The 19587-nt window shown below is 71.3% G+C and carries 18 protein-coding genes; 2 read left to right on the forward strand and 16 right to left on the reverse strand.

Going from position 1 to position 19587, the window contains the following annotated elements:
- Window positions 1-25: 25 nt before the first annotated feature.
- Entirely contained in the window at window positions 26-1327 is a 1302-nt protein-coding gene (locus tag Pla163_RS16805) for a UDP-glucose dehydrogenase family protein (protein WP_145192608.1), read from the forward strand.
- Window positions 1328-1774: 447 nt separating this feature from the next.
- Here the strand turns inward: Pla163_RS16805 and Pla163_RS16810 are convergent, their stop codons facing one another.
- The 5 genes from Pla163_RS16810 to Pla163_RS16830 form a co-directional block, all read right to left on the reverse strand.
- Entirely contained in the window at window positions 1775-2674 is a 900-nt protein-coding gene (locus Pla163_RS16810) for a tetratricopeptide repeat protein (RefSeq protein WP_145191282.1), read from the reverse strand.
- Between the two features lie 29 nt (window positions 2675-2703).
- The gene (locus Pla163_RS16815) at window positions 2704-3264 is read right to left on the reverse strand and encodes an RNA polymerase sigma factor (RefSeq protein ID WP_145191284.1); all 561 of its coding nucleotides are present in this window, start codon (window positions 3262-3264) and stop codon (window positions 2704-2706) included.
- Between the two features lie 425 nt (window positions 3265-3689).
- Window positions 3690-4823: a tetratricopeptide repeat protein gene (locus Pla163_RS16820; RefSeq protein WP_145191287.1), complete on the reverse strand. Its 1134-nt coding sequence runs from the start codon at window positions 4821-4823 to the stop codon at window positions 3690-3692.
- 228 nt (window positions 4824-5051) lie between these two features.
- Window positions 5052-5855, reverse strand: coding sequence for an XdhC family protein (locus Pla163_RS16825; RefSeq protein ID WP_145191290.1), 804 nt, complete (start codon window positions 5853-5855; stop codon window positions 5052-5054).
- A gap of 19 nt (window positions 5856-5874) precedes the next feature.
- Entirely contained in the window at window positions 5875-6465 is a 591-nt protein-coding gene (locus tag Pla163_RS16830) for a DJ-1 family glyoxalase III (RefSeq protein ID WP_145191294.1), read from the reverse strand.
- 55 nt (window positions 6466-6520) lie between these two features.
- Between Pla163_RS16830 and Pla163_RS16835 the strand changes: the two genes are divergently transcribed.
- A complete protein-coding gene (locus Pla163_RS16835; RefSeq protein WP_145191297.1) occupies window positions 6521-7012 on the forward strand; it encodes a 2-thiouracil desulfurase family protein in 492 nt (163 codons plus the stop codon).
- Window positions 7013-7019: 7 nt separating this feature from the next.
- Here the strand turns inward: Pla163_RS16835 and Pla163_RS16840 are convergent, their stop codons facing one another.
- The 11 genes from Pla163_RS16840 to Pla163_RS19215 all read right to left on the reverse strand — a co-directional run bounded on the left by Pla163_RS16840 (window position 7020) and on the right by Pla163_RS19215 (window position 19550).
- Entirely contained in the window at window positions 7020-7256 is a 237-nt protein-coding gene (locus tag Pla163_RS16840) for a hypothetical protein (RefSeq protein WP_145191301.1), read from the reverse strand.
- A 19-nt stretch (window positions 7257-7275) separates the two neighbouring features.
- Window positions 7276-9708 carry an FG-GAP repeat domain-containing protein gene (locus Pla163_RS16845; RefSeq protein WP_145191303.1) on the reverse strand — a complete coding sequence of 811 codons (2433 nt, stop codon included), beginning with the start codon at window positions 9706-9708 and terminating at the stop codon, window positions 7276-7278.
- Between the two features lie 192 nt (window positions 9709-9900).
- Window positions 9901-10596 carry a tetratricopeptide repeat protein gene (locus Pla163_RS16850; RefSeq protein WP_145191306.1) on the reverse strand — a complete coding sequence of 232 codons (696 nt, stop codon included), beginning with the start codon at window positions 10594-10596 and terminating at the stop codon, window positions 9901-9903.
- A gap of 56 nt (window positions 10597-10652) precedes the next feature.
- Window positions 10653-11600 (reverse strand): type II secretion system F family protein, encoded by a 948-nt coding sequence (locus Pla163_RS16855; RefSeq protein WP_145191309.1) that lies wholly within the window; start codon window positions 11598-11600, stop codon window positions 10653-10655.
- Window positions 11600-12469 carry a type II secretion system F family protein gene (locus Pla163_RS16860; RefSeq protein ID WP_145191312.1) on the reverse strand — a complete coding sequence of 290 codons (870 nt, stop codon included), beginning with the start codon at window positions 12467-12469 and terminating at the stop codon, window positions 11600-11602. Before Pla163_RS16860 ends, Pla163_RS16855 begins: the two co-directional genes overlap by 1 nt.
- A complete protein-coding gene (locus tag Pla163_RS16865) occupies window positions 12462-13949 on the reverse strand; it encodes a TadA family conjugal transfer-associated ATPase (protein WP_419186067.1) in 1488 nt (495 codons plus the stop codon). Before Pla163_RS16865 ends, Pla163_RS16860 begins: the two co-directional genes overlap by 8 nt.
- Window positions 13946-15376 carry a CpaE/TadZ family protein gene (locus tag Pla163_RS16870; protein WP_145191316.1) on the reverse strand — a complete coding sequence of 477 codons (1431 nt, stop codon included), beginning with the start codon at window positions 15374-15376 and terminating at the stop codon, window positions 13946-13948. Before Pla163_RS16870 ends, Pla163_RS16865 begins: the two co-directional genes overlap by 4 nt.
- An 88-nt stretch (window positions 15377-15464) precedes the next feature.
- Window positions 15465-16940, reverse strand: a complete 1476-nt coding sequence (locus Pla163_RS16875; RefSeq protein WP_145191319.1) for a pilus assembly protein TadG-related protein — start codon at window positions 16938-16940, stop codon at window positions 15465-15467.
- A gap of 43 nt (window positions 16941-16983) precedes the next feature.
- On the reverse strand, window positions 16984-17940 hold the full coding sequence (locus Pla163_RS16880; RefSeq protein ID WP_145191322.1) for a CpaB family protein: 957 nt from the start codon (window positions 17938-17940) through the stop codon (window positions 16984-16986).
- 139 nt (window positions 17941-18079) lie between these two features.
- Window positions 18080-19057 carry a TadE/TadG family type IV pilus assembly protein gene (locus Pla163_RS16885; protein WP_419186068.1) on the reverse strand — a complete coding sequence of 326 codons (978 nt, stop codon included), beginning with the start codon at window positions 19055-19057 and terminating at the stop codon, window positions 18080-18082.
- A gap of 142 nt (window positions 19058-19199) precedes the next feature.
- Window positions 19200-19550: a hypothetical protein gene (locus Pla163_RS19215; RefSeq protein WP_419186069.1), complete on the reverse strand. Its 351-nt coding sequence runs from the start codon at window positions 19548-19550 to the stop codon at window positions 19200-19202.
- Between the last annotated feature and the right edge of the window lie 37 nt (window positions 19551-19587).

The following is a 19587-nucleotide window of genomic DNA, read 5'->3' on the forward strand; positions in this document are numbered from 1 at the left end:
CGAGAACATCGAGCACCTTCTCCCCATGCGCATCGCGGTCATCGGAACAGGCTATGTGGGCCTGGTCGCCGGCACCTGTTTCGCCGAGAGCGGCAACACCGTCACCTGCGTCGACATCGACGAGGACAAGATCAGGCGCCTGCGCGAAGGCGAGGTCCCGATCTACGAACCCGGCCTCGAGGAGCTCCTGAAGCGCAACGTCGCCGACGATCGCCTCCACTTCACGACGAAGTACGAGGACGCGATCCCCGGCGCCGACGCGGTCTTCATCGCCGTCGGAACGCCTCCGGACGAGGACGGGAGCGCCGATCTCAAGTACGTCCTGGCGGCCGCCCAGTCGATCGCCGAGCACATGACCGGCTACACGGTCATCGTGGACAAGTCGACCGTGCCGGTCGGCACCGCGCGCAAGGTGAAGGAGCGCGCCTCCCAGCACACCAAGCTCGAGTTCGACGTGGTCTCGAACCCCGAGTTCCTGAAGGAGGGCGCCGCGATCGACGACTTCCTGAAGCCGGACCGGGTCGTGATCGGTTCGGAGTCCGCCAAGGCCGCCGAGGTCATGGACGAGCTCTACGCCCCGTTCGTCCGGACCGGCAACCCGATCATCCACATGGACATCGAGTCGGCCGAGCTCACGAAGTACGCGGCCAACGCGATGCTCGCCACCCGGATCTCGTTCATGAACGAGATCGCGAACATCTGCACCCGCGTCGGCGCCAACGTCGACAAGGTCCGCAAGGGCATCGGCTCGGACGCGCGCATCGGATCGCGCTTCCTGTTCGCCGGCCTCGGCTACGGCGGCTCGTGCTTCCCGAAGGACGTGAAGGCCGTCGTGCGCACGGCGCAGAACGCGAACTACGACTTCAAGATCCTGCAGGCCGTCGAGGACGTGAACGAGCGCCAGAAGCGGCTCCTGTTCGAGCTGGTCGAGGGGCACTTCGGCAGCGACCTCTCCGGCAAGCACTTCGCGATCTGGGGCCTGTCCTTCAAGCCCAACACGGACGACATGCGCGAGGCGCCGGCCGTCGTGGTCATCAACGCGCTGCTCGCCGCCGGAGCGACCGTCCGCGTGTACGACCCGGAGGCCATGGAGGAGGCGAAGCACCGCCACCTCGGCGAGACCGTCGCCTACGCGACCAACCCGATGAACGCGCTCGACGGCGCCGACGCCCTGATCCTCGTCACCGAGTGGAACGAGTTCCGCCGCCCGGACTTCGACGCCGTGAAGGAGCGCCTGAAGACCCCGATCGTCTTCGACGGCCGCAACATCTACAGCCGCAAGCGCCTCGAGGAGTCCGGCTACACCTACTTCGGCATCGGCACCTGATCGTCGGTCGACCGGACCGACGCGGCCCAGCGCGGGTCGCCCGAGAACGAGGCGCGTCGTCCACCCGGACGGCGCGCCTTCTTCGTGGAGCGCGCGCCGGTTCGGGCACCACGGGTCCGTTCGGGCACGTCGCACCGCAGCTCCGAGCCGTCGATCGGCGACCCGCGGCACACTCGGCGCTGGACTCGCGCCGCCGCGGAACGGGCCGAGACCTAAACAGGCGGCCCACACCCGAAGGAGCGAGCCGCCTGCATGATGTCGAGGCTTGATCGAAAGGGACGCGACAGCCGCGATCGACGGGGCGCTCGGCAACACACCGGTCACCCCCCGATCAGCCGAAGTAGAACGACGACGCGTCCCCCGCCTGAATTGACTTTTTCGAGCATCGGCCGACCTCTGTCAACACCTGGTCCGTTCATCGCGCGCGAGACCCAAAAACAGGACGCGTCATGACTCGTCCGCGACACCGTCGTCGTCGTTCGTCAGCAACGGTGCACGCACCGAACGCTCACCGACCGCGCACTGCAGTTCGTAGCGCGCGCGCATGCCGACAACTGCACGTCGCAACGCCGTTCCGGTCGGTGTCGTCGCACGCAACGCATCACCGAGACCGCGACGACAGTCCTCCAGCCATGTCGCGGCGCCGTCCTCGTCGCCACGTGCGAGCGCCGCGCGCGCCAGTCGGTCGTACACGTCCACCGTCGCGGTGCAGGGGACGGCATCGATCAACGCGCGCTGCCAGACCTCGCGCGCCAGGTCCTCGAAGCCCAGGCGCTCCTGTGCCTCGCCCTCGTACAAGAGCGCTTCGATCCGTTCCGCTCCGCGCGAGTGCTCCGCGCACCAGCGGAAGTCGACCAGGGCCCGCTCCCACCGTTCCGTCCGCCGCGCCGAACGCGCGCGCTCGAGCCGGGCCCGATACCGCAGTTCCTCGTCGCCGGCGAGGCGCACGGCGATGTCGTGCTCGAGCAGCGCCTCCTCGCCGAACCCGAGCGTCGAGAGGTGCGCGCCCGCCGCGAGCGCCGCTCGCGCACGCACGTCGTCGAGACCCGCATGGCGTCCGTGGACCGCGCGCATGGCCTCGATCGTCTGGAGACGCACGCGCAGGCGATCGCGTCCTGTCGCACCGTTCAGCCCGTCCTCGACGAAGCGCGCGTGCGTGAGCTGTTCCGACGCATCCTCGAGCTCCGGCGTCAGGTCGAGCACGATGCTGCCGCGCGCCGCGTCACGCACACCGGCGAGCGCCCGGACGCTCGCCGCCGCGACGCCGCCCGACGGTGCGGGTGCGACGGCCACGAGTGCGCCGACCACCGTCGCGAGCGCGCAGAGGATCGTGAGTGCGGGCGACACAGCGCCCGCGGTGGTCCGTGCCCCCCACCTCACGCCGCCACCTCCATCTCGCGGCGCAGGGCCGAACGCAGGCGACGCTTGGCCCGGAACAGGCGCACCTTGACGAGTCCGGGACCGACGCCCAACCGCCGCGCCAGCGACTCGCGCGACAGGGCCTGGATGTAGAAGCCGCGCAGCACGGTGCGGTCGTGCACCGCCAGCCCGTCCAACGCTCGATCGAGCAGCCCGCGCGCACGTGCCAGACCGAAGGTGCGCGCGCCGCACTCGACCTCGCCCTCGTCCACGGCCTCCTCGGGCGTCGGATCGCGCGACTCGATCAACATCGCCGCCTCGTCCGACAGCGCCACGGTGCGCTGGCGTTCACCGCGTCGCGCATCGGCGATGACGTTCGCACCGATGCGCATCAACCAGGGCCGCAGTCGCCCCGGGGTGGTCTGCCCCGAGCGGTAGCGCGCCGCGCGGATGAAGCTCTCCTGCACGGCGTCCTCCACGTCGTGCGGATCGCCGCAGCGGGCGGAGAGGTAGCGTTCGAGATCGGGGCGCAGCTCGTGCAGGCCGTCCCAGGCGGCGAGCGGGGGGGCGATGGTCATGTCGGGGGTCTCCTCGTGTTCGACCGCCCCGCGACGTGCGGGGCCGGGGACACAGGAGACCGGCCGTCCGGTGGCGCGGCGGCGGCGGCGCAGGGTGCGGCGCCCTCTCCACAGGGTCGCCGTGCGCGCGGCTGCGGAGGTTCGTGGCCGCCCGGCGCGCTCGACGGGGCGTGCGGCGCTCCGAGCGAGGATCGACGCCGCACTTCCGCACTCCGCGGGCCGCGGCGAACGTTCCGGCAACCGGTGGCCCGTGCGGAACGACTCGGTCGCGTGTCGGCCCGCTCGGCTCCGGATTCGGATCCGCGGGTTCGACGCAGGGCACGCCCGCGAGCGGAGTTCGGGCCGGAACGCACGACGCCCCGCGGCCGAGTGGGCCGCGGGGCGTCGCAGGTGGATCGCGTGGGCCGCTCGGCGACCCGGCGAACTCAGCGGAGCTTCTTGGCCTTCTCGGTCAGATTCGAGTCCGGGAACTCATTGCCCAGACGCGCAAAGATGCGTTGCGCGCGCGCCTGATCCACTTCGGAGCCGTTCAGGCGACCCAGTTCGTAGAAGCAGCGTCCGCCCTCGTACAGAGCGCGCACCAGGTAGCGGCGCTCACCGGGGTAGAGGACCGTGACCTTCAGGTACTCGTTGCCGGCCTTGGCGAGGCCTTCCGCTTCGCCGTTGGCGCGGAAGAAGTAGACGTCGCCCAGGCCGACGTAACTGCCCGCGCGGACCTCGTCGCTCGAGTCGGCGGAATCGAGCAGCGTCCCGAAGCGCTTCTCGGCGGCAACGAGTGCCGCTTCGACGTCGGCGGCGTCCGAAGCGGCCTTCGCCTCGTCCACGTTCGTCTGACCCGCGAGCAGCTCGGCGCGACGGCGCACCGTCGGGTACTTCGATCCGGCCTGGGTGATGAGGCGCTCGACGCGCTTCATGCGGTCGCCGAGAGAGAGGCCCTTGTCGATCTCGAGCAGGGCCAGCTCGACGTCGAAGGCGTAGCGCTCGGAGAGCTTCTCGGACTTGACCAGCGCGGCCAGGGCGTCGAGCGTCGCCTTCGCGCCGGCGGCGTCGTCCGTGTAGCGCTGGGCCTCGGCCTTGGCCAGGTAGGTCGACGGCACGAAGCGCGACTCGGCGTAGTTGCCGAGCAGGCGGTTCGCCGCGTCGACCACGGCAGCGTAGTTGCCGACCGCGCGATTCAGCTCGACGGCGCGGTTGGCGGCGTAGGCCGGGGCCCACTTGAACTTGCGCTCGTTCGGGTTGGCGAGCTGGCCTTCCACGTACAGGTCGTAGCTCTCGATCGCAGCGAAGATGTCGCCTTCGGCCGCGGCCTCCTCGGCCTTCTTGACGAGGTTCGGGTACTCCTCGTAGCTGATCGAGAGCACCTGGTCGGAGGGCACCTCGCGCGACGTGCTGCCCTTGCTGTAGGCGACGATGTTCAGCGTCTCCTCCTGGATCTTGATGCCGTCGATCGTCTCGCCGCTCGCGAGTCGGATCGTGTCGGCGGTCGCGTCGCCGGCCAGCAAGCTGGCGGCGGCGGCGAAGGAGAGGAGCGAGGTGGAGAGAACCGTGCGGAGATCCATCGTGAGGTGGGTGCGAAGGAACAGTCGTCGTCGCGAAGACCGAGTGGTCGTGTGGCCGGGAGTCGTCGGGCCAACGGGCGAAGTACCGCGGCGTTCAGGCCGAGTTACCGGGCGAGCAGGATAGGTGGCCCGCTGAGGGGGGTCAAACCGACCCGGACACAGGACGTGGAAGCCGCGCGGCGGGACCGCGTTGGCCGGCCGGAGGGACGTTCCGGCGCGGGGCCGGGCTCAGGAATCCGCGCTCGCGGAGGCCCCGTCCAGTCGCCGGACCCGGATCAGTTCGGCCGCCACGCTGACGGCGATCTCGGGGTGGCTGCGGGCGCCGATGTGGATCCCCATCGGGCACTGGACCCGCCCGAGGAATCCGTCGTCGACGCCGCGCGCGCGCAGGTCGGCGAAGATCTGCTCGCGCTTGGCGACGCTGCCGATCATGCCCAGGTACTTCGGCCGCACGCCGGACTTCCACAGGGCGAACAGGGCCTCGCCGTCGCCGTGGTGCCCGCGCGTGACGATGCAGACGTAGGCGTTCGCTTCGCGCGCAAGCCCGTCCGCCAGTTCCGCGAAGGGACCGACGCGGAACTCGGCGGCGTCGGGGTGGTGCTCCGTGTTCGCGAACTCCGGTCGGTCCTCGAGGATCGCGACGCGAAAGCCGGCGGGCGCGGCGATGCGAGCGAGCGCGCCCGAGATGTGGCCGCCGCCGATGAGGAACAGTCGAGCTTCGGTGATCGGTTCCACGTAGATGCGCACCTTGCCGCCGCAGATGAGGCCGGAATCGGGGTAGTCGCGTTCGTTGAGCGCGAACTCGAGCAGTCGCGAGCGCTCGTCCGCCAGGGCTTCGAGCGCGGCTTCGAGGACCTCCGCCTCGAGGCACCCGCCCCCCACCGTACCCGTGAACGTGCCGTCGCGACGCACGAGCATCTTCATCATCGACTTGCCCGGCGTGGAGCCGCGCGTCTCGACGATCGTGCACAGGGCGCAGTCCTCGCCGGCGTCGACGAGTCGCGCCACTTCGGCGAACAGTTGGTGGGACATCGGGGCGGTGAACGGTCGCTCAGACGACCATCGCTTCGGCGAGCTTCTCGGACACGTCGCGCCCCTTCCACTGGCGCACCAGCTCGAGCGCGAAGGCCAGCGCGGTACCGACGCCCTGACTCGTGATCACGTTGTCGCTGGTCACGACGGCCGGTTCGCCCTGGACGGCGGCACCCGCCAGTCGTCCGCGCCAGGCGGGGTGGCACGTCGCCTGCCGACCTTCCAGCACACCGGCGATCGCCAGGACGGCCGGAGCCGCGCAGATCGCGCCGACCGGTTGTCCGCGCTCGACGAGTGCGCGCACGAGGTCGAGCACGCGCCGGTCCTCCGCGAGGTTCTGCGTTCCCGGCATCCCGCCCGGCAGCACGAGCGCGTCGATCTCGTCCACGTCGGCGTCGACCAGTCGGATCTCCGCGCGCATCGCGATGCCGTGCGCGCCGGTCACGCTCAGGTCGCCCGAGTCGCTGAGCGTCGCGGTCGTGACGTACAGGTCGGCGCGGCGCAACACGTCGATGATCGTGACCGCTTCGATCTCCTCGAACCCCGGAGCGAGAGGGACGAGGATGCCCACGGATCCGTGGGACGGCCGACCTTGGGAGCGCGCGCTCATGCCGACGAGTCTAGACGGCGCGGCGAAGGTCGGCGAGGCTGCGTAGACTCACGCGGTGGACACCCCCGAGAACCCACCCTCGGACGCGCGCGACGCACCCCGCTCCGTTCTCGTCAGCGCCTGCCTCCTGGGCCGGACCTGTCGCTACGACGGGCGGCACAACGCCGACGCGGTCCTGCGCGCGGAGCTCGCGGCGCGCGGCGAGGTCGCGGTGCCGTTCTGCCCGGAGGAAGCGGGCGGTCTCGCGACGCCGCGCCCGCCGGCCTGGCTGACGGGATCGGCCGCGTCCGTCGTCGAGGGCGAGGCGCGCGTGGTCACCGACGCCGGAGCGGACGTGACGGACGCCTTCCTCGCCGGAGCACGCGGCGCGTTGGAGCGGGCGCGCGAGGTCGGAGCGACGCGCGCCTACCTCAAGGAGCGCTCGCCGTCCTGCGGGTGCAGGGCGACGCACGTGGACGGCGGTCTGGTCGACGGTCCCGGCGTCACGGCCGAGGTCCTGCGCCGCGCGGGGATCGCGGTCGAGGGCGTCGAAGGTCGCCGCGAGTGACGGCGGCTCAGCCCGTTCGGCCGTCGCGCCGCGCGTCGGCGGACCGCGCCTCGTTGGACCGCGTCTCGTAGCCGCGGCAGTCCTCGCCGGTCTCCTTGAAGACCTCGATCGAAGGCAGCGCACGCGACTTCATGCCCATCAGCCGACAGGCGTAGGGGAAGGCCGGTTGGTAGGTCGTGACGAGGTGCACGCACCCGAAGCAGGTGACGCGCTCGCCGCGACCGGATGCGGATCCTTGGCTCATGGTCCAGATCGCGCGCGGCTCAGCGACCGAAGGTCACCGCGACCCGGTTCGACGCGCTGATGCCACCGATGGCGCCGTCGTCGAGCACGAAGGCCTGACCGATGAGCGTGCGTCCCACCAGCCCGGGAAGGAAGTCGAGTCCGAACGTCCAACGGCCGACACCCGGCTCGCCGAAGCGGCCGTCCGCCCGTCCGCCGATCCAGCTCAACTGGGTGGCGTCGAAGATCCCGGTCCAACTCGAGTGCCGTTGGTCGAGCACCCAGTCGAAGGGCGTGACGGCGACGAACAGCGTCGCACCGCCGAGCACACCGACGAGTCGCACTTCACCCGGTGCGGTCGATGCGCGCACCGGACCGCGCGCGCCGAGCAGCGGCATCTGTCCGTCGCTGCCGAGTTCACCGGCGCCGTACTGCTGGATGCGGCCCGCGTCGTCGCCGGCGTGGCGCGTACCGGCCCAGGTCTGCAGTCCGTGGTCGAGGCCTACGAGGTCGGTGTCGCCGTCCCCGTCCACGTCGGTCGCGACCGTGCCGAGCGGCGCGCGTCGCACGGTCCCCGCTCGCCACTCGTCGCCGCCAGCGACGCGGTACACGCGCTGGACGCGTCCGTCGCCGTTCGCGACGAGCAGCTCGCTGGGCTCGCCGTCGGTGCCGGGGACCACGTCGAGGTGGAGCGGCTCGCCGTCCGCCGCGTCCAGTGCCAGTGACACACGAGCGACTTCGATCCAGGTGCCGGCGCGTTGTTCGACGAGATGGCAGACCGCGCCCGTCGCGACCGCGATGACGGCAGCGGCGCCGTTCGCCGCGGGCAGATGGACGATGGCGTCGACCGGCGCGTCGACGGCGATGCCGAACAGGGTGCGGTCGAGCGCGAGTCCCGCGGTGGCGGCGACGACGTTGACGAGTCGTCCGCTGGGGTAGAGCGTGAACGCGTCGTCGCGGCCGTCGCCGTCGACGTCGGCCAGGCACAGCACGTCCCACGGAGCGGGCGCGACGTCCTCCCACTCGCCGAGCGGCCCGCGCGCGAACACGCTGCCGTCACCGACGAGTTCGCTGGTTCCGTCGCCGTCGAGGTCGCCCGCGAGGAACGCGTCGGCCCGCAGCGGGAGGGCGATCGCGCGGCGCGATTCCGGATCGTGTCGGCCGTCGGGACGGGACTCGACGACGAACCAGCCACGCGCATCGCGGCCGACGAGATCGAAGCGACCGTCGCGCTCGGTCGGAACGAGCGCGGTCGGCGCGGCGGCGATCGGTTGGAACGTGAAGGTGCCCGTGGCGTCGTTGCGGCCGATGAACGCGCCCTGTTCGGGATCGAACAGGACGAGGTCCGCGTCGCCGTCGCCGTCCAGATCGAGCGCTTCGACCTGGCCGCCGTCGAGCGGAGCGGCCTGCGCGTCGAGCCCGCTGCCGTCGACGCGCTGGACGGCGTCGGGCGTCAGCGCGAGGACGCCCGCGGGCCGCTCGGACGCGCCGCCGCGCTCGAGCCGCGCGAAACGACGGACGCTGGACGCGCCCGTCGAGGCGTCGGCGCCTGCGGTGGTGAGCGTGCGCGGCGCGAGGTAGCCGGCGAGGCCCCAGGCCGTGCGAGCGACGAGTCCCGTGCCGGGCACGAAACGCGCCAGGTCGATGTCTCCGTCGCCGTCGAGGTCGAGGGCCGTGGCGTTCTCGAGTTCGGCGGCGCCGCCCTCGAGCGCGACCGGCGCGAACGTGCCGCGCAGGCTGCCGTCGGACGCGCTCACTGCCACGAAGCGCAGGCAGGCGCCGTCGACCGTTTCGGCCAGCAGCACGAGCGTCTCGTCGGCGTTCGACAGGGCGCGCAAGGAGCGGAGCTCGAACGGCAGGTCGACCGCCAACGCGCCCTCGCCGACGACCCAACCGTTCCCGGTCGCATCGACCGCGATCAACAGGTCGCCGCTCGCGCCGCGCGCCGCCGTGCGCGACCGGGACGGGGCGGACCACAGGTGTTCGAGGACGATGCCGCCGGGCGTCTGGACCAAGGTGCCGACCACTTCCTCGCCGCTGGGCGTCGCGACGATCGGCAGCGCGCCGTCGACGAAGCCGAGGACCGCGCCGGAGATCGATGCGACGGTCGCACCCCGCTCGAGCGCCCCGTCGTCCGTGACCACGAGCTCCACCAGCACGCCGTCCTGCACGCACCACCAGGACTCGCGGCCGTCGCCGTCGACGTCGAGCGCGGCGCCGAGCACGGGATCGAGCGCCAGTGCGACGTGTGCTCCGACCTGGGCGTGCAGTCCGTCCGCATCCGCGTGCACCGCGGCCGGGAAGGCGCCGCGCGGACCCCAGCCGACCAGACACGGCTCGCCCGCGAGGTCGAGCATCCCGATCCAGCGCTCGTCCTGGGCCGGGGGCGCGAGCGGGAGGCGGGCCGTGACGTCCGGGGTGGACGGCGCGAGGCTGAGGCTGAGGAGGGCTGCGAGAGCGGCGGCGGTGGACATGGGAGCAGCGGGCGGCGGGCGGAGAGATCGAGGTGAAGGCTTCCACCTCGGTCATCGGTCCCGCCGCCGCCGGGTCTCGACGTCCGCGCGCGCCACCGTCTCCCGCTTGGCACCGTCCTCCGCTTGGCACCCGCCCTCGCCTGGCACCCGCCCCCGCTCGACGCGGAACGAGCGCCTCGGCCCCGCCGCGACTCAGCGCGCCTCGATCCGGTTCAGACGGCTGCGGGCCGGAGCGAAGTCGGGCGCCGCCTCGAGACAGCGGCGCAGGAGGTTCTCGGCCTCGGTCGCGCTGCCCAGTTCCTCGTGCACGAGCGCCCGGTGGTAGTCCACGCGCCAGCTCTCGGCTCCCAGCTTCTCCGCCAGGTTCAGCGCCGCGAGCGCGGCGTCCTGGTTCCCGTCGAGGTGTTCGAGCTGGGCGCCCAGCATGTGCAGCTCGACCGCGTCCGGCGCCAGCAGCAGGCCGTCCTCGACCAGACGCCGCGCGCGCGGGTAGTTGCCGTCCTCGATCGACATGCGCGCGCGCAGCGACGTGGCCTCGATCGCGCGCGGGTTGGCGGCGAGCGCGGCGTCGAGGTGGATCTGCGCGTGGTCGCGCCGGCCGGTCTCGTAGGCCGCCGCGCCGCAGGTGTAGCGGATGCGCGCGTTCCCGGGGAAGTCGAACGCCAGCGACTCCAGCGCGGTCAGCACCTCGTTGCGGCTGCGCGTCTGCTTCCAGCGCGGATCCTCGTGGTCCATCTCGCCCGCGTCCTTGTCGCGCGCGTCGCGGAGTTCGGTCAGCACGGCGTCGAGCTCGACGTCGGGATCGCCGAGTTCCGGGATCGGCCGGTGGTTGAAGACCGAGCAGCTGGCACTGAGACCGACGAGGAGCAGGATGGCGAGAGTACGCATGACTGGATCGTGAGAGGGGCGCGCGAACGCGGTCGAGGCGGAGGGGATTGGACGGTTCAGCGCGGCATGAGCCCGACGAGGTTCGTCAGGGCGGGCACCACGGTCACGGCGAGGATGCCGGGCAGGAAACAGACGACGAGCGGGACGGCCAGCTTGGTCGGCAGCAGCTGGGACTGAGCCATGACGTTCTCGCGCCGGCGGCTCCACAGCTCGTCGGCCTGCTGGCGCAGCGTTCCGGCCATGCCGGCGCCGACCTCCTCGGCGTGCGTCAGCGCGGACACGAACACCGACACGGCCGGAACGTCGAGGCGCGCCGCGAGGTTCTTGTAGCACTGGCGTCGCGACTGGCCCGAGAGCGACTCGGCGCGGAAACGCTGCAGTTCCTCGTGCAGCGGGCGTTCGTCGTCCTGCGTCTCGATGATGCGTTGGATGGACGAGTCGAGACCTTGCCCGGCTTCGGCCAGTGACGCGAGGAGTTCGAGCGTCATCGGCAGGTCGCGTTCGACCAGGTCGACGCGCTTGCGACGCGCGCTGCGCACGTGCACGACCGGCAGTGCGAGCAGCGCCACCCCGATCAGGACCGGCGCCCAGGCGTAGAGCGGCGAGATCGCGGCTCCGAGCCCACCGGGCAGCCCGTCCGCCAGATCGGCGCCGCGCGCGAGCACGTCCGAGGTCAACAGGACCGGCACGAGGATCAGCGCGGCCAGAGCGCAGAGAGCCTCCGCCGCGACGAACATCGCCGGAGCGGAGCTGTCGCGGAAACCGGCCAGGAACAGCCAACGGCGCAGCGCGCTGTCGTTGGCGTCGAGTCCCGGGCCGCGTCCCTCGTCGTCGTCCTCGACGATCGCCGCGGGCCGCAGCAGCCGGTGCCGCGCGCGTCGCACGGTCGCGATGCGCACGCTGGCCCACAGGCCGCCGACGAACAGGACGACGAGCAGGAAGTTGATCCACTCGCTGTCGAACAATCCGGCAGCGAGGTGGCCGGTGGCGAAGGAGGACGGCATCAGACTCGGATCTGGGCGAGGCGTTGGACCCACAGCACGCCGACGGCTTGCAGCAGGAGGATCGACGTCACGACGAACTGGCCGATGGAGCTGCGCGTGAACTGTCCGAAGTCGATCGTGGACGAGTGCGCGACGAGGTAGCCGAGCCCGTAGGTCAGCGCCAGGACACCGACCACCGACAGCTCGGTCTCGACGGTCTGGGTGCGCAAACGGCGGCGCAGGGCGACGCGATCGCGGACGGCCCGCCCGACGGACGACAGCGCGTGCCCGTGCCCGCCGCCGCCCTCCCAGTTCGTGCCGACGGTGAACGTGAACAGGCGGAACGAGTCGAGCGGGATGCGCTCGCGGAAGTCGTTGAGCACCTCGCGCGGGCTCTGGCCGAGGCGCAGGCGATCGACCACGTCGCGCAGCTCCTCGCCGACGACGCCGTCGACACGGTCGTAGGCGTGCCCCATCGCGTCGACGATCGTGCCCCCGGAGCGCACGGAGCCGACGATCAGGTCGATCGCGTCGGCGAGCTGGGTCTCGAGCTTCAGGACGAGTTGCTCGACCCGACGCTCTTCGAGGCGCCAACCGAACACGCCGCCGAGAACGCCCATCGCGAACGCCACGGTCGGGGTCAGATCGAACACGAAGAGCCCGATCGCGAACGCACCCAGACCGCCGACCCAGATGGGCCAACGCCGGCGTTCGAGCACGCTGCCGCTCGCGAACTCGTCCTCGGCGATCTCGCGCAGTTCTTCCTCGACGTCCTCGCGGTGACGGGCGAGGCGCGCCGTCGAATGGGTGCGGACCCAGGCCGCGCGCACGCCGTAGGCGATCGCACAGGCGCCGAGCAGGATGGCTGCGGCCAGGAGGAACTCAGCCACGTCCCACCTCGTCGCGGTCGGCGCGATCCGCGGGTTTGCGGAACAGGTTCAGCGGCAGCTCTTCGCCGCGCGCGCGCAGCTCGTCGGCCAGGTGCGGGACGATGCCGGTCGGCTCGTGCTGGCCGATGATCCGCCCGCGGTCGCGGTCCGTGGTGCGGAAGCGGTAGATTTCCTGCAGGAGCGGCGTCTGTCCCTCGAGGCCGGTCACTTCGGAGACGGTCGCGATGCGGCGCACGCCGTCCTCGAAGCGTCGCACGTACACGACGATGTGGATCGCGGAAGCGATCTGCTCGCGGATGGCGCGGCTCGGCAGGTCGGCGCCGGCCATCAGCACCATCGTCTCGAGTCGCGACAGCGCGTCGCGGGCCGAGTTCGAGTGCACCGTGCACAGACCACCCTCGTGACCGGTGTTCATGGCCTGGAGCATGTCCAGCGCCTCGCCCGAGCGCACCTCGCCCACGATGATGCGCGTGGGCCGCATCCGCAGGCAGTTGATCAGAAGGTCGCGCGACGCGATCTCGCCGCGGCCCTCGACGTTCGGGGGCCGCGTCTCGAGGCGCACCACGTGCTCCTGGTCGAGCTGCAACTCCGCCGTGTCCTCGATCGTGACGATGCGTTCGTCGCCCGGGATCGCTTCGGCCAGTGCGCCGAGCAGCGTCGACTTGCCAGAACCCGTGCCGCCGCAGATCAACAGGTTCTTGCGCGCGCGCACCGCGAAGTTGAAGAACTCGCGCATCTCCTGCGAGAGCATCTTCTTCTCGACCAGGTCCTTCGAACGCAGACGGCGGTGACCGAAGCGACGGATCGAGAGCGTCGGCCCGTCGATCGACACGGGCGGCAGCGTGGCGTTCACGCGGCTCCCGTCGGCGAGTCGCAGGTCCGCCATCGGCCACGAGGTGTCGATCCGTCGCCCGACGCGCATCGCGAGCCGTTCGATCAGACGCACGATGTGGTCGCGGTCGCGGAACCGCACGTCGGTCTTCTCGAGGCGTCCGAAACGCTCGACGTAGACCTCGTCCGGCCCGTTCACGAGGATGTCGGTCACGGCCGGGTCGAGCATCAGCGGACTGAGCGGGCCCAGTCCGAGCGCTTCCTCGACCAACTCCTGCGCGAGGCGGCTGCTCTCCGATTCGTTGAGCGGCAGCGTCTCGGTCTCGACGACCTCCTCGACGAAGGCCTCGGTCTCGGCGCGGATGACGGTGTCGCTCGCGCCGAGGAGACCGCGCTCGCCCAGGTGGTCGAACAGCCGGCCCTGGAGCCGCGCCTTCACCTGCACGTAGTCGGTGCCCGACGTGCGCGGAGCCGTGGGCTCGGCGAAGTCGTCACGGACGGGTCGGTCGGTGCGCTCGAGGCGACCCGACGTGTCGATGTTGACGCTGCGGCGGAACAGCGAACGCACCGCGTGCGGGCCGCTGCCGATGGCGTCGCGGGCCTCGCGCGACGAGGCGCCGGAGGTGGAGAGTCGATCGCTCGGGTTCACGAGGCCGACCCCTCCTCGCGCACCGGTTCCCCGGTGAGCGGGTCGATCATGCGGTCGGTCGGACGAGCGCGCCCCGCGCTCGACGCGGCGGCCGAGCGGGCGGCCTTGCGGGCGGTGGTCCGCGCCGCGGCTCGACGGCGCGGCGTGTCGGCGGCCTCCTCGGCCTCGGCGGCGGCAGCGGCCTTGCCGTTCACGCGCTCGGTGTGACGATCCTCGCGACGCTCGGCGCGCGAACGGGGACGGGCCGGCTCGATCTCGAGCGCACCCTCGCCGTCGTGCAGGTTCTCGATCTCCAGCGCGAGCTTCTTCACCGCCTTGCCGAAGCCGAACCAGGACGGAGCGTTCAGGACGTACGGACGTCCGAGGTTCGCGGCGGCCAACAGGCGGCGCGAGTACGGGATCGCGTGGTCGATGTCGCGACCGAGGCGTTCGGCGACGACGTCGGCGCCCAGTCGCCCCGAGAAGTTCGGGTACGGCTGGTTGAGCACGACGCGCAGCCGGTCCTCGGGCACCCCGAGACCGAGCACCACGTCGATGTAGGCCGGCATGCTCTGGACGATCGGGACGAGGTCCGACGTGACGACGTAGGCCTGGTCGGTCAGGTCGAGGATCGCCATCGAGACGGCGTCGACCGCCGGGAACGTGTCGACGATGACGTAGTCGAACGCGCGCCGGGCGATGCCGATGACGCGCGCGACCGCCGCTTCGTCGACCTGCGCGGCCTGGATCGCGTCGCGCGGCGCGGTCAGCACCCGCAAGCCGCTCTTCGTGCGCGCCGTCAGGTTGCGCAGCAGCGTCGTGTCGAGTCGGAACGCCTCGCGGCAGGCGTCCACCAGGCCCGTCGCCGGCTCGACGTCGAGCATGCTTCCGCAGATGCCGAGCTGCAGCGACGCGTCGATCAGGAGCACGCGGTCGGGGTGCCACTTGGCCAACAGCACCGCGGTGCTGAGGCTGACCGAGGTCTTGCCGATGCCGCCCTTGTTGCTGATGAACGACACCACCGCGCCGTCGACGCCGCTGCCGCCGCTGCGCGCGTTGATGAGCTGACGATCGAGCACGCCGGCCAACTCGGACGGCGACACCGGGCGCCGCAGGAAGTCGGTCACGTGCGCGCGCATCGACTGGATGATCAGCGCCGGGCTGTGCTCACCGTGGAGGAAGTCCTCGGTGTAGGCCGCGACGATGTGCGTGCCCGGCGAATCGCGCTTGATGGCGTCGGCGATCTCGGGCAGACGCGACTCGCTCTCCTCGAGGCGCAGCACGACCAGATCGAGCGCGCGATCCCGCGCCAGTTCGACACCGCGCCGCAGGTCCGTCTCGCTCTGGACTGTGAAGCGCACCCCCGGGATCGACGGGAGGGCGTCCTCGAGCTCGGCCGCGAGGCCGGGGTCGGAACTGATGACGAGCAGGTGGTAACTCTTGTCCATCGCGATGAGGCAGTTCGAGAAGGTGTGTTCGAGATCGCGGGTCGCTCGCGGGGAGCGGTCGCGACCTCTGGTGGGCTGCGAGGCGCGCTCAGCGCACGAGGGTCGGTGCGAGCGCGGGGGTCGAGAACGAGCGGAACGAGGCGAGCAGTTGCGGATCGGCTTCGAGGTCGCGCCAGGCCTGGGCGTCGCTCGAGGTCGCGTTGATCGGCAGGACGCGCGAGGGCAGCAGCGCCACGCGCAGGCTGTCGGCGGGACGCGCGAAGAAGGCGGTGACGGTGCTCGGGTCCGCGGCCAGTTCGGCACGCAGGCTGGCTTCCTCGCCGCTCGGCCCGAGGTAGAGGTCGGCGGCGACGAATCCGATCACCTCGCGCGTGGCCGACAGCACGACCGGAACGAGCAGCGCGTGGCGCACGCTCGCGCCCGTCGGGTCGGCCGGATCGAGCGGGCTGTCGAGGCTCATCGTCGAACCGTCGATCGAATCCGTCGCGACGGCTTCGAGCACGTCGCCGACCCGGATCGACGCGTCGCGCGGCGTCGCACCACCGAGCTCGAGCGCGCGCGTGCCCGGCGTCATGACGAGCTCGAGCTCGAAGCCGGCGGGCGCGCCCGTCTCGGTCAGCGCTGCGTCCGGCGCCACGTCGAACGTGCCGGAGAGGCCGGCGAGCGGGAGGCTCGGGTCGCTGGTGACGAGCGCGATCGACAGCTCGCGGCCCAGGGTCTCGCCACCGATCGTCACGTCGAACAGCGGGTGTCCGAAGGCGAGCCGACTCCACGCTCCATCGCTGGGCGCGAGCTCGGGCAGGAAGGGGCCGGCCGCGACCACGCTGCGACCGTCGGCGATCGCGGTCGCGCGGACGGCGATCCCCAGCGAACGCACGTCGTACCCCGATCCCTGCGACGCGAGCGTCAGCGGACCGTGGCCGAAGATCAGCGGGACACCGCCGCCGGTGGTGCTGACCGTGCTCTGGGCGTCGAGACCGTCGAGGTCCGGCGTGCGACGCAGACGCGCGAGGAACGCCGGCGCATCGCCCGTCGCGACGTCGAAGTCGTTGCGCCCGTAGAAGCGGTCCTCGACACCGACGGAGAAGGGCGCCGTCGCTCCTCCGAACGCTTCCGGACGCACCCGTCCGGCCACGAGGTCTCCGTGCTGAAGGTTCACGAGGTTCAGCGCCGGGTTCGGCTTGTGCACGCCGAGGCTGCTCGGGACGAGTCCGCCCGCGCCGACCACTCCGCCAGCGTTCACGACCTCTAGGACCGGACCGGCTCCGATGCGGTCGTCGACGTTCTCGTAGTCCGCCGCCGTGGCCGTCGCTCCGTCGCCGTCGAAGGTGAAGCGCACCAATTCGGCCGCGCGCTCGCGACGCACGACGTCCGTCGTCTGGTCCGACCAGCGCAGACCCTCGAGCGCGGCGCTGTCCACCGCGTTCTGCATCGCACCGCCGGCGTTGCGCGCCAGGCCGAGGTCGCTCGTCAGAGCGGCCAGACCGAGCAGCACGACCACGAGCAGCGCGAACTGCACGAGGACGACGCCGCGGCGCGATCGGGGTGTGTGGAGAGGACGCATGGTGCGGTGCGAGGGGCGGCGAGGGGCGCGGCCGGACGTCGGATCAGCGACCCGGAGCCTGCCCGCGCGGAACCTGCTGGGTGCGGCGACTGGCGCCTTCGATCTGCTCGACCTCGGCCGGGCGCGGACGGTCGTTGACCGGGATCAGCGGGTCGTCGGCGACGATGTCCTGCAGGTCGACACGCCCGGCCTCGGCCTGGCCCGACTGCGTGATCGCCTGCACCTGATCGCCGACCTGCAGCGCGGCCGTCAGGTCGATCGCCTCGATCGGATCGAGGGCGAGGAAGCAGTTCATGCCGGTCTTCTTGCCGTTCTCGTCCACGCGCGGGACCGGCGGCTGGACGACGAGTCCGAAGGTGACGACGCGGCGCACCTCGGCCTGGCGATCGAGGCCCTGCAGGCGGAACTGCATCAGGAAGTTGACGCGTTCCTCGTCGGTGAGGCCCTCGGGCAGGAGCGGCTCGACCGTCGAACTGGCCGTCAGCGCGATCGTGTCGCCCATCGCCAGACCTTCGAGGCCGTGGACCTTCTCGCAGTCGACCCAACGACCGACCATGCCCTGCGGCACGCCGGCCGTCAGACCCGGCTGAGTCCCCGCGGGGAAGAAGTCGGTCGGGTGGAACGCGCGGTTCTTGACCTTCTCGCGCCGCAGGACGCGGCCGATCGAATCACCTGTCGCGAGCAACGACGACGAACCCGCCATCGCCTCCTTGGGCAGCTTGATGACGCTGGGCGTGCCGTCGTCGCGGAAGAAGTCCTTCAGCGTGACCTGGTGGAACGCCGGGAGATCGCGCGCCGGCACGTAGACCGCGACGAGGTCCTCGCGCGGCGGAGCGGGAGCCTCCTTCTTCGGCGCGGCGAGGATCGGGTTGGACGAGCCGGGGAGCGTGAACTCACCGGTCTTGACGAGCGACCAGTTGGCCAGGAGCGACACCGCGAGAGCGACGGTGAGCACGATGGCGACGATGATCGGGAAGGGGCTTTGTCGACGGCGACGCATGGTCGTGGAGCGGCTGGGGTCGTGGGCGGTCGCAGCTGGGCGGCCGGTGATCGGTGAGGGGCGGGAGGTCGGTTCGCGGCGCGGGGAGGGCGCGCGCGAGCGGTGATCGGTGAGCGGTGCGGTGGCGCGAGCGCAGCGCTCAGGGCGTGCCGGTCAACTGGCGGCCGAAGACCTCGCGGCGGAAGACCGCTTGCCCGGAGAGGATTCGGCGGAACGGGCGCACCTCGCCGCCGAGCGCGTAGAACTTCCCGAGCCCGAGTTGGCCCGCGTAGGCGCCGCTCTCGTTGCCGAACGCACCGGCGTCCATCAGCTCGGCCTCGCCGAACACGACGGTGCCGGCGGGCGGAACGGGTCCGGGCGGCGCGTCGGCGTACACGACCGACAGCAGTTCCTGCTCGGCCAGCGGCTCGGCGGGATCGACGGCGTAGGAGGACGTGGTGCTCGACTGGAACGGCACGTTGATGCGGATGGCCGCCACACCGCCGTCGGGCGAGCGCACGTCGAACGGGCTTCCTCCGGCGGGAACGAACATCCCGGGCGGGATCGCGCGCACCTCCTGCACCACCGGCAACCAGCCCGTCACCTGCGACACCGCGCTGCCGGCGCCCGTCTCGACGTTGTCGACGATCGGGATCGCGACCAGGTACTGGTCGGACGAGCCGTCGGTGTTCGTCTTCTTCAGCAGCGCGCCGGGATAGCGGTAGAGCCGCTTCTGCGAGCCGTCGATCACCGGCGAGTCGAAGATCATCAGCGGCCGCAGCGCGCGATTCACCAGCGGCTTGTCCGAGAAGAAGTCGTCGAGGCTCTGGCCGTCCTCGAGCGTGTCGAGGTCTACGACCAGGTAGCGCGCGTCGTAGATGCCGGGGTTGGCCGGATCGGCGGCACCGGTCACCCGCGGGTCACCGAGCGCCTCGCGGAAGTTGTAGTTGGCGGGCAACGGCGTCCGAGCGAGCTCGCGCGCCATCAGGCGCGCCGCATCGTTGGCCGTCGACGCCATGAACGTCGCACGCCCCATGTCCGTCACCGCAGCGAACAGCACGTAGAACACGAGCGCCACGATCGCGAACTCGATCAGGACACCGCCGCGGCGGCTCCGGTTCGACTCGTTCGATCGCATGGGACGTCGGCTGGACGGGCGCATCGGTCGGGTTCGGCTGGGGGGAAAGGTGAAGGACGAGGGGGAGTGGGCGTGCGCGTGGAAGGACGACCGCCTCCGGGAGCTCACGGTTGGCGCGAGCTCCCGGCGCGGTCGACGACACTCAGTTGCCGCCCGATCCGGACGACGAGTTGCCGCTCGTGTCGATCACGAGGTCGGAGAGATCGACGCCCAGGTTCTCGCCGATCGTGTTGATCGACTCCGGGTTCGTCTCGAGGGTCACGACGCCGTCGACGGTCGTCGTGGTGGCGATCTGACCGGTCGCGATGGGAGCGTTGTCGCCCTCGTGCGCGCCGGGAAGGACCGCGGCCGAAGTGGCGAAGAGGTCGCCGACCTTGTTGCCGAGGACCGCCACGGCGGCGAGCGCGACAACGGCCACGCCGGCCACCAGCAGGCCGTACTCGACGAGCGCGGCACCGCGTTTGGTGCGCGTCGCTTTGATGTGAAGCTTCATGGATCGAAGTGGTGGGAGAAGCAGAAGTGCTCCCTCC

The organism is Rohdeia mirabilis (assembly GCA_007750655.1).
Lineage (GTDB): Bacteria > Planctomycetota > UBA1135 > UBA1135.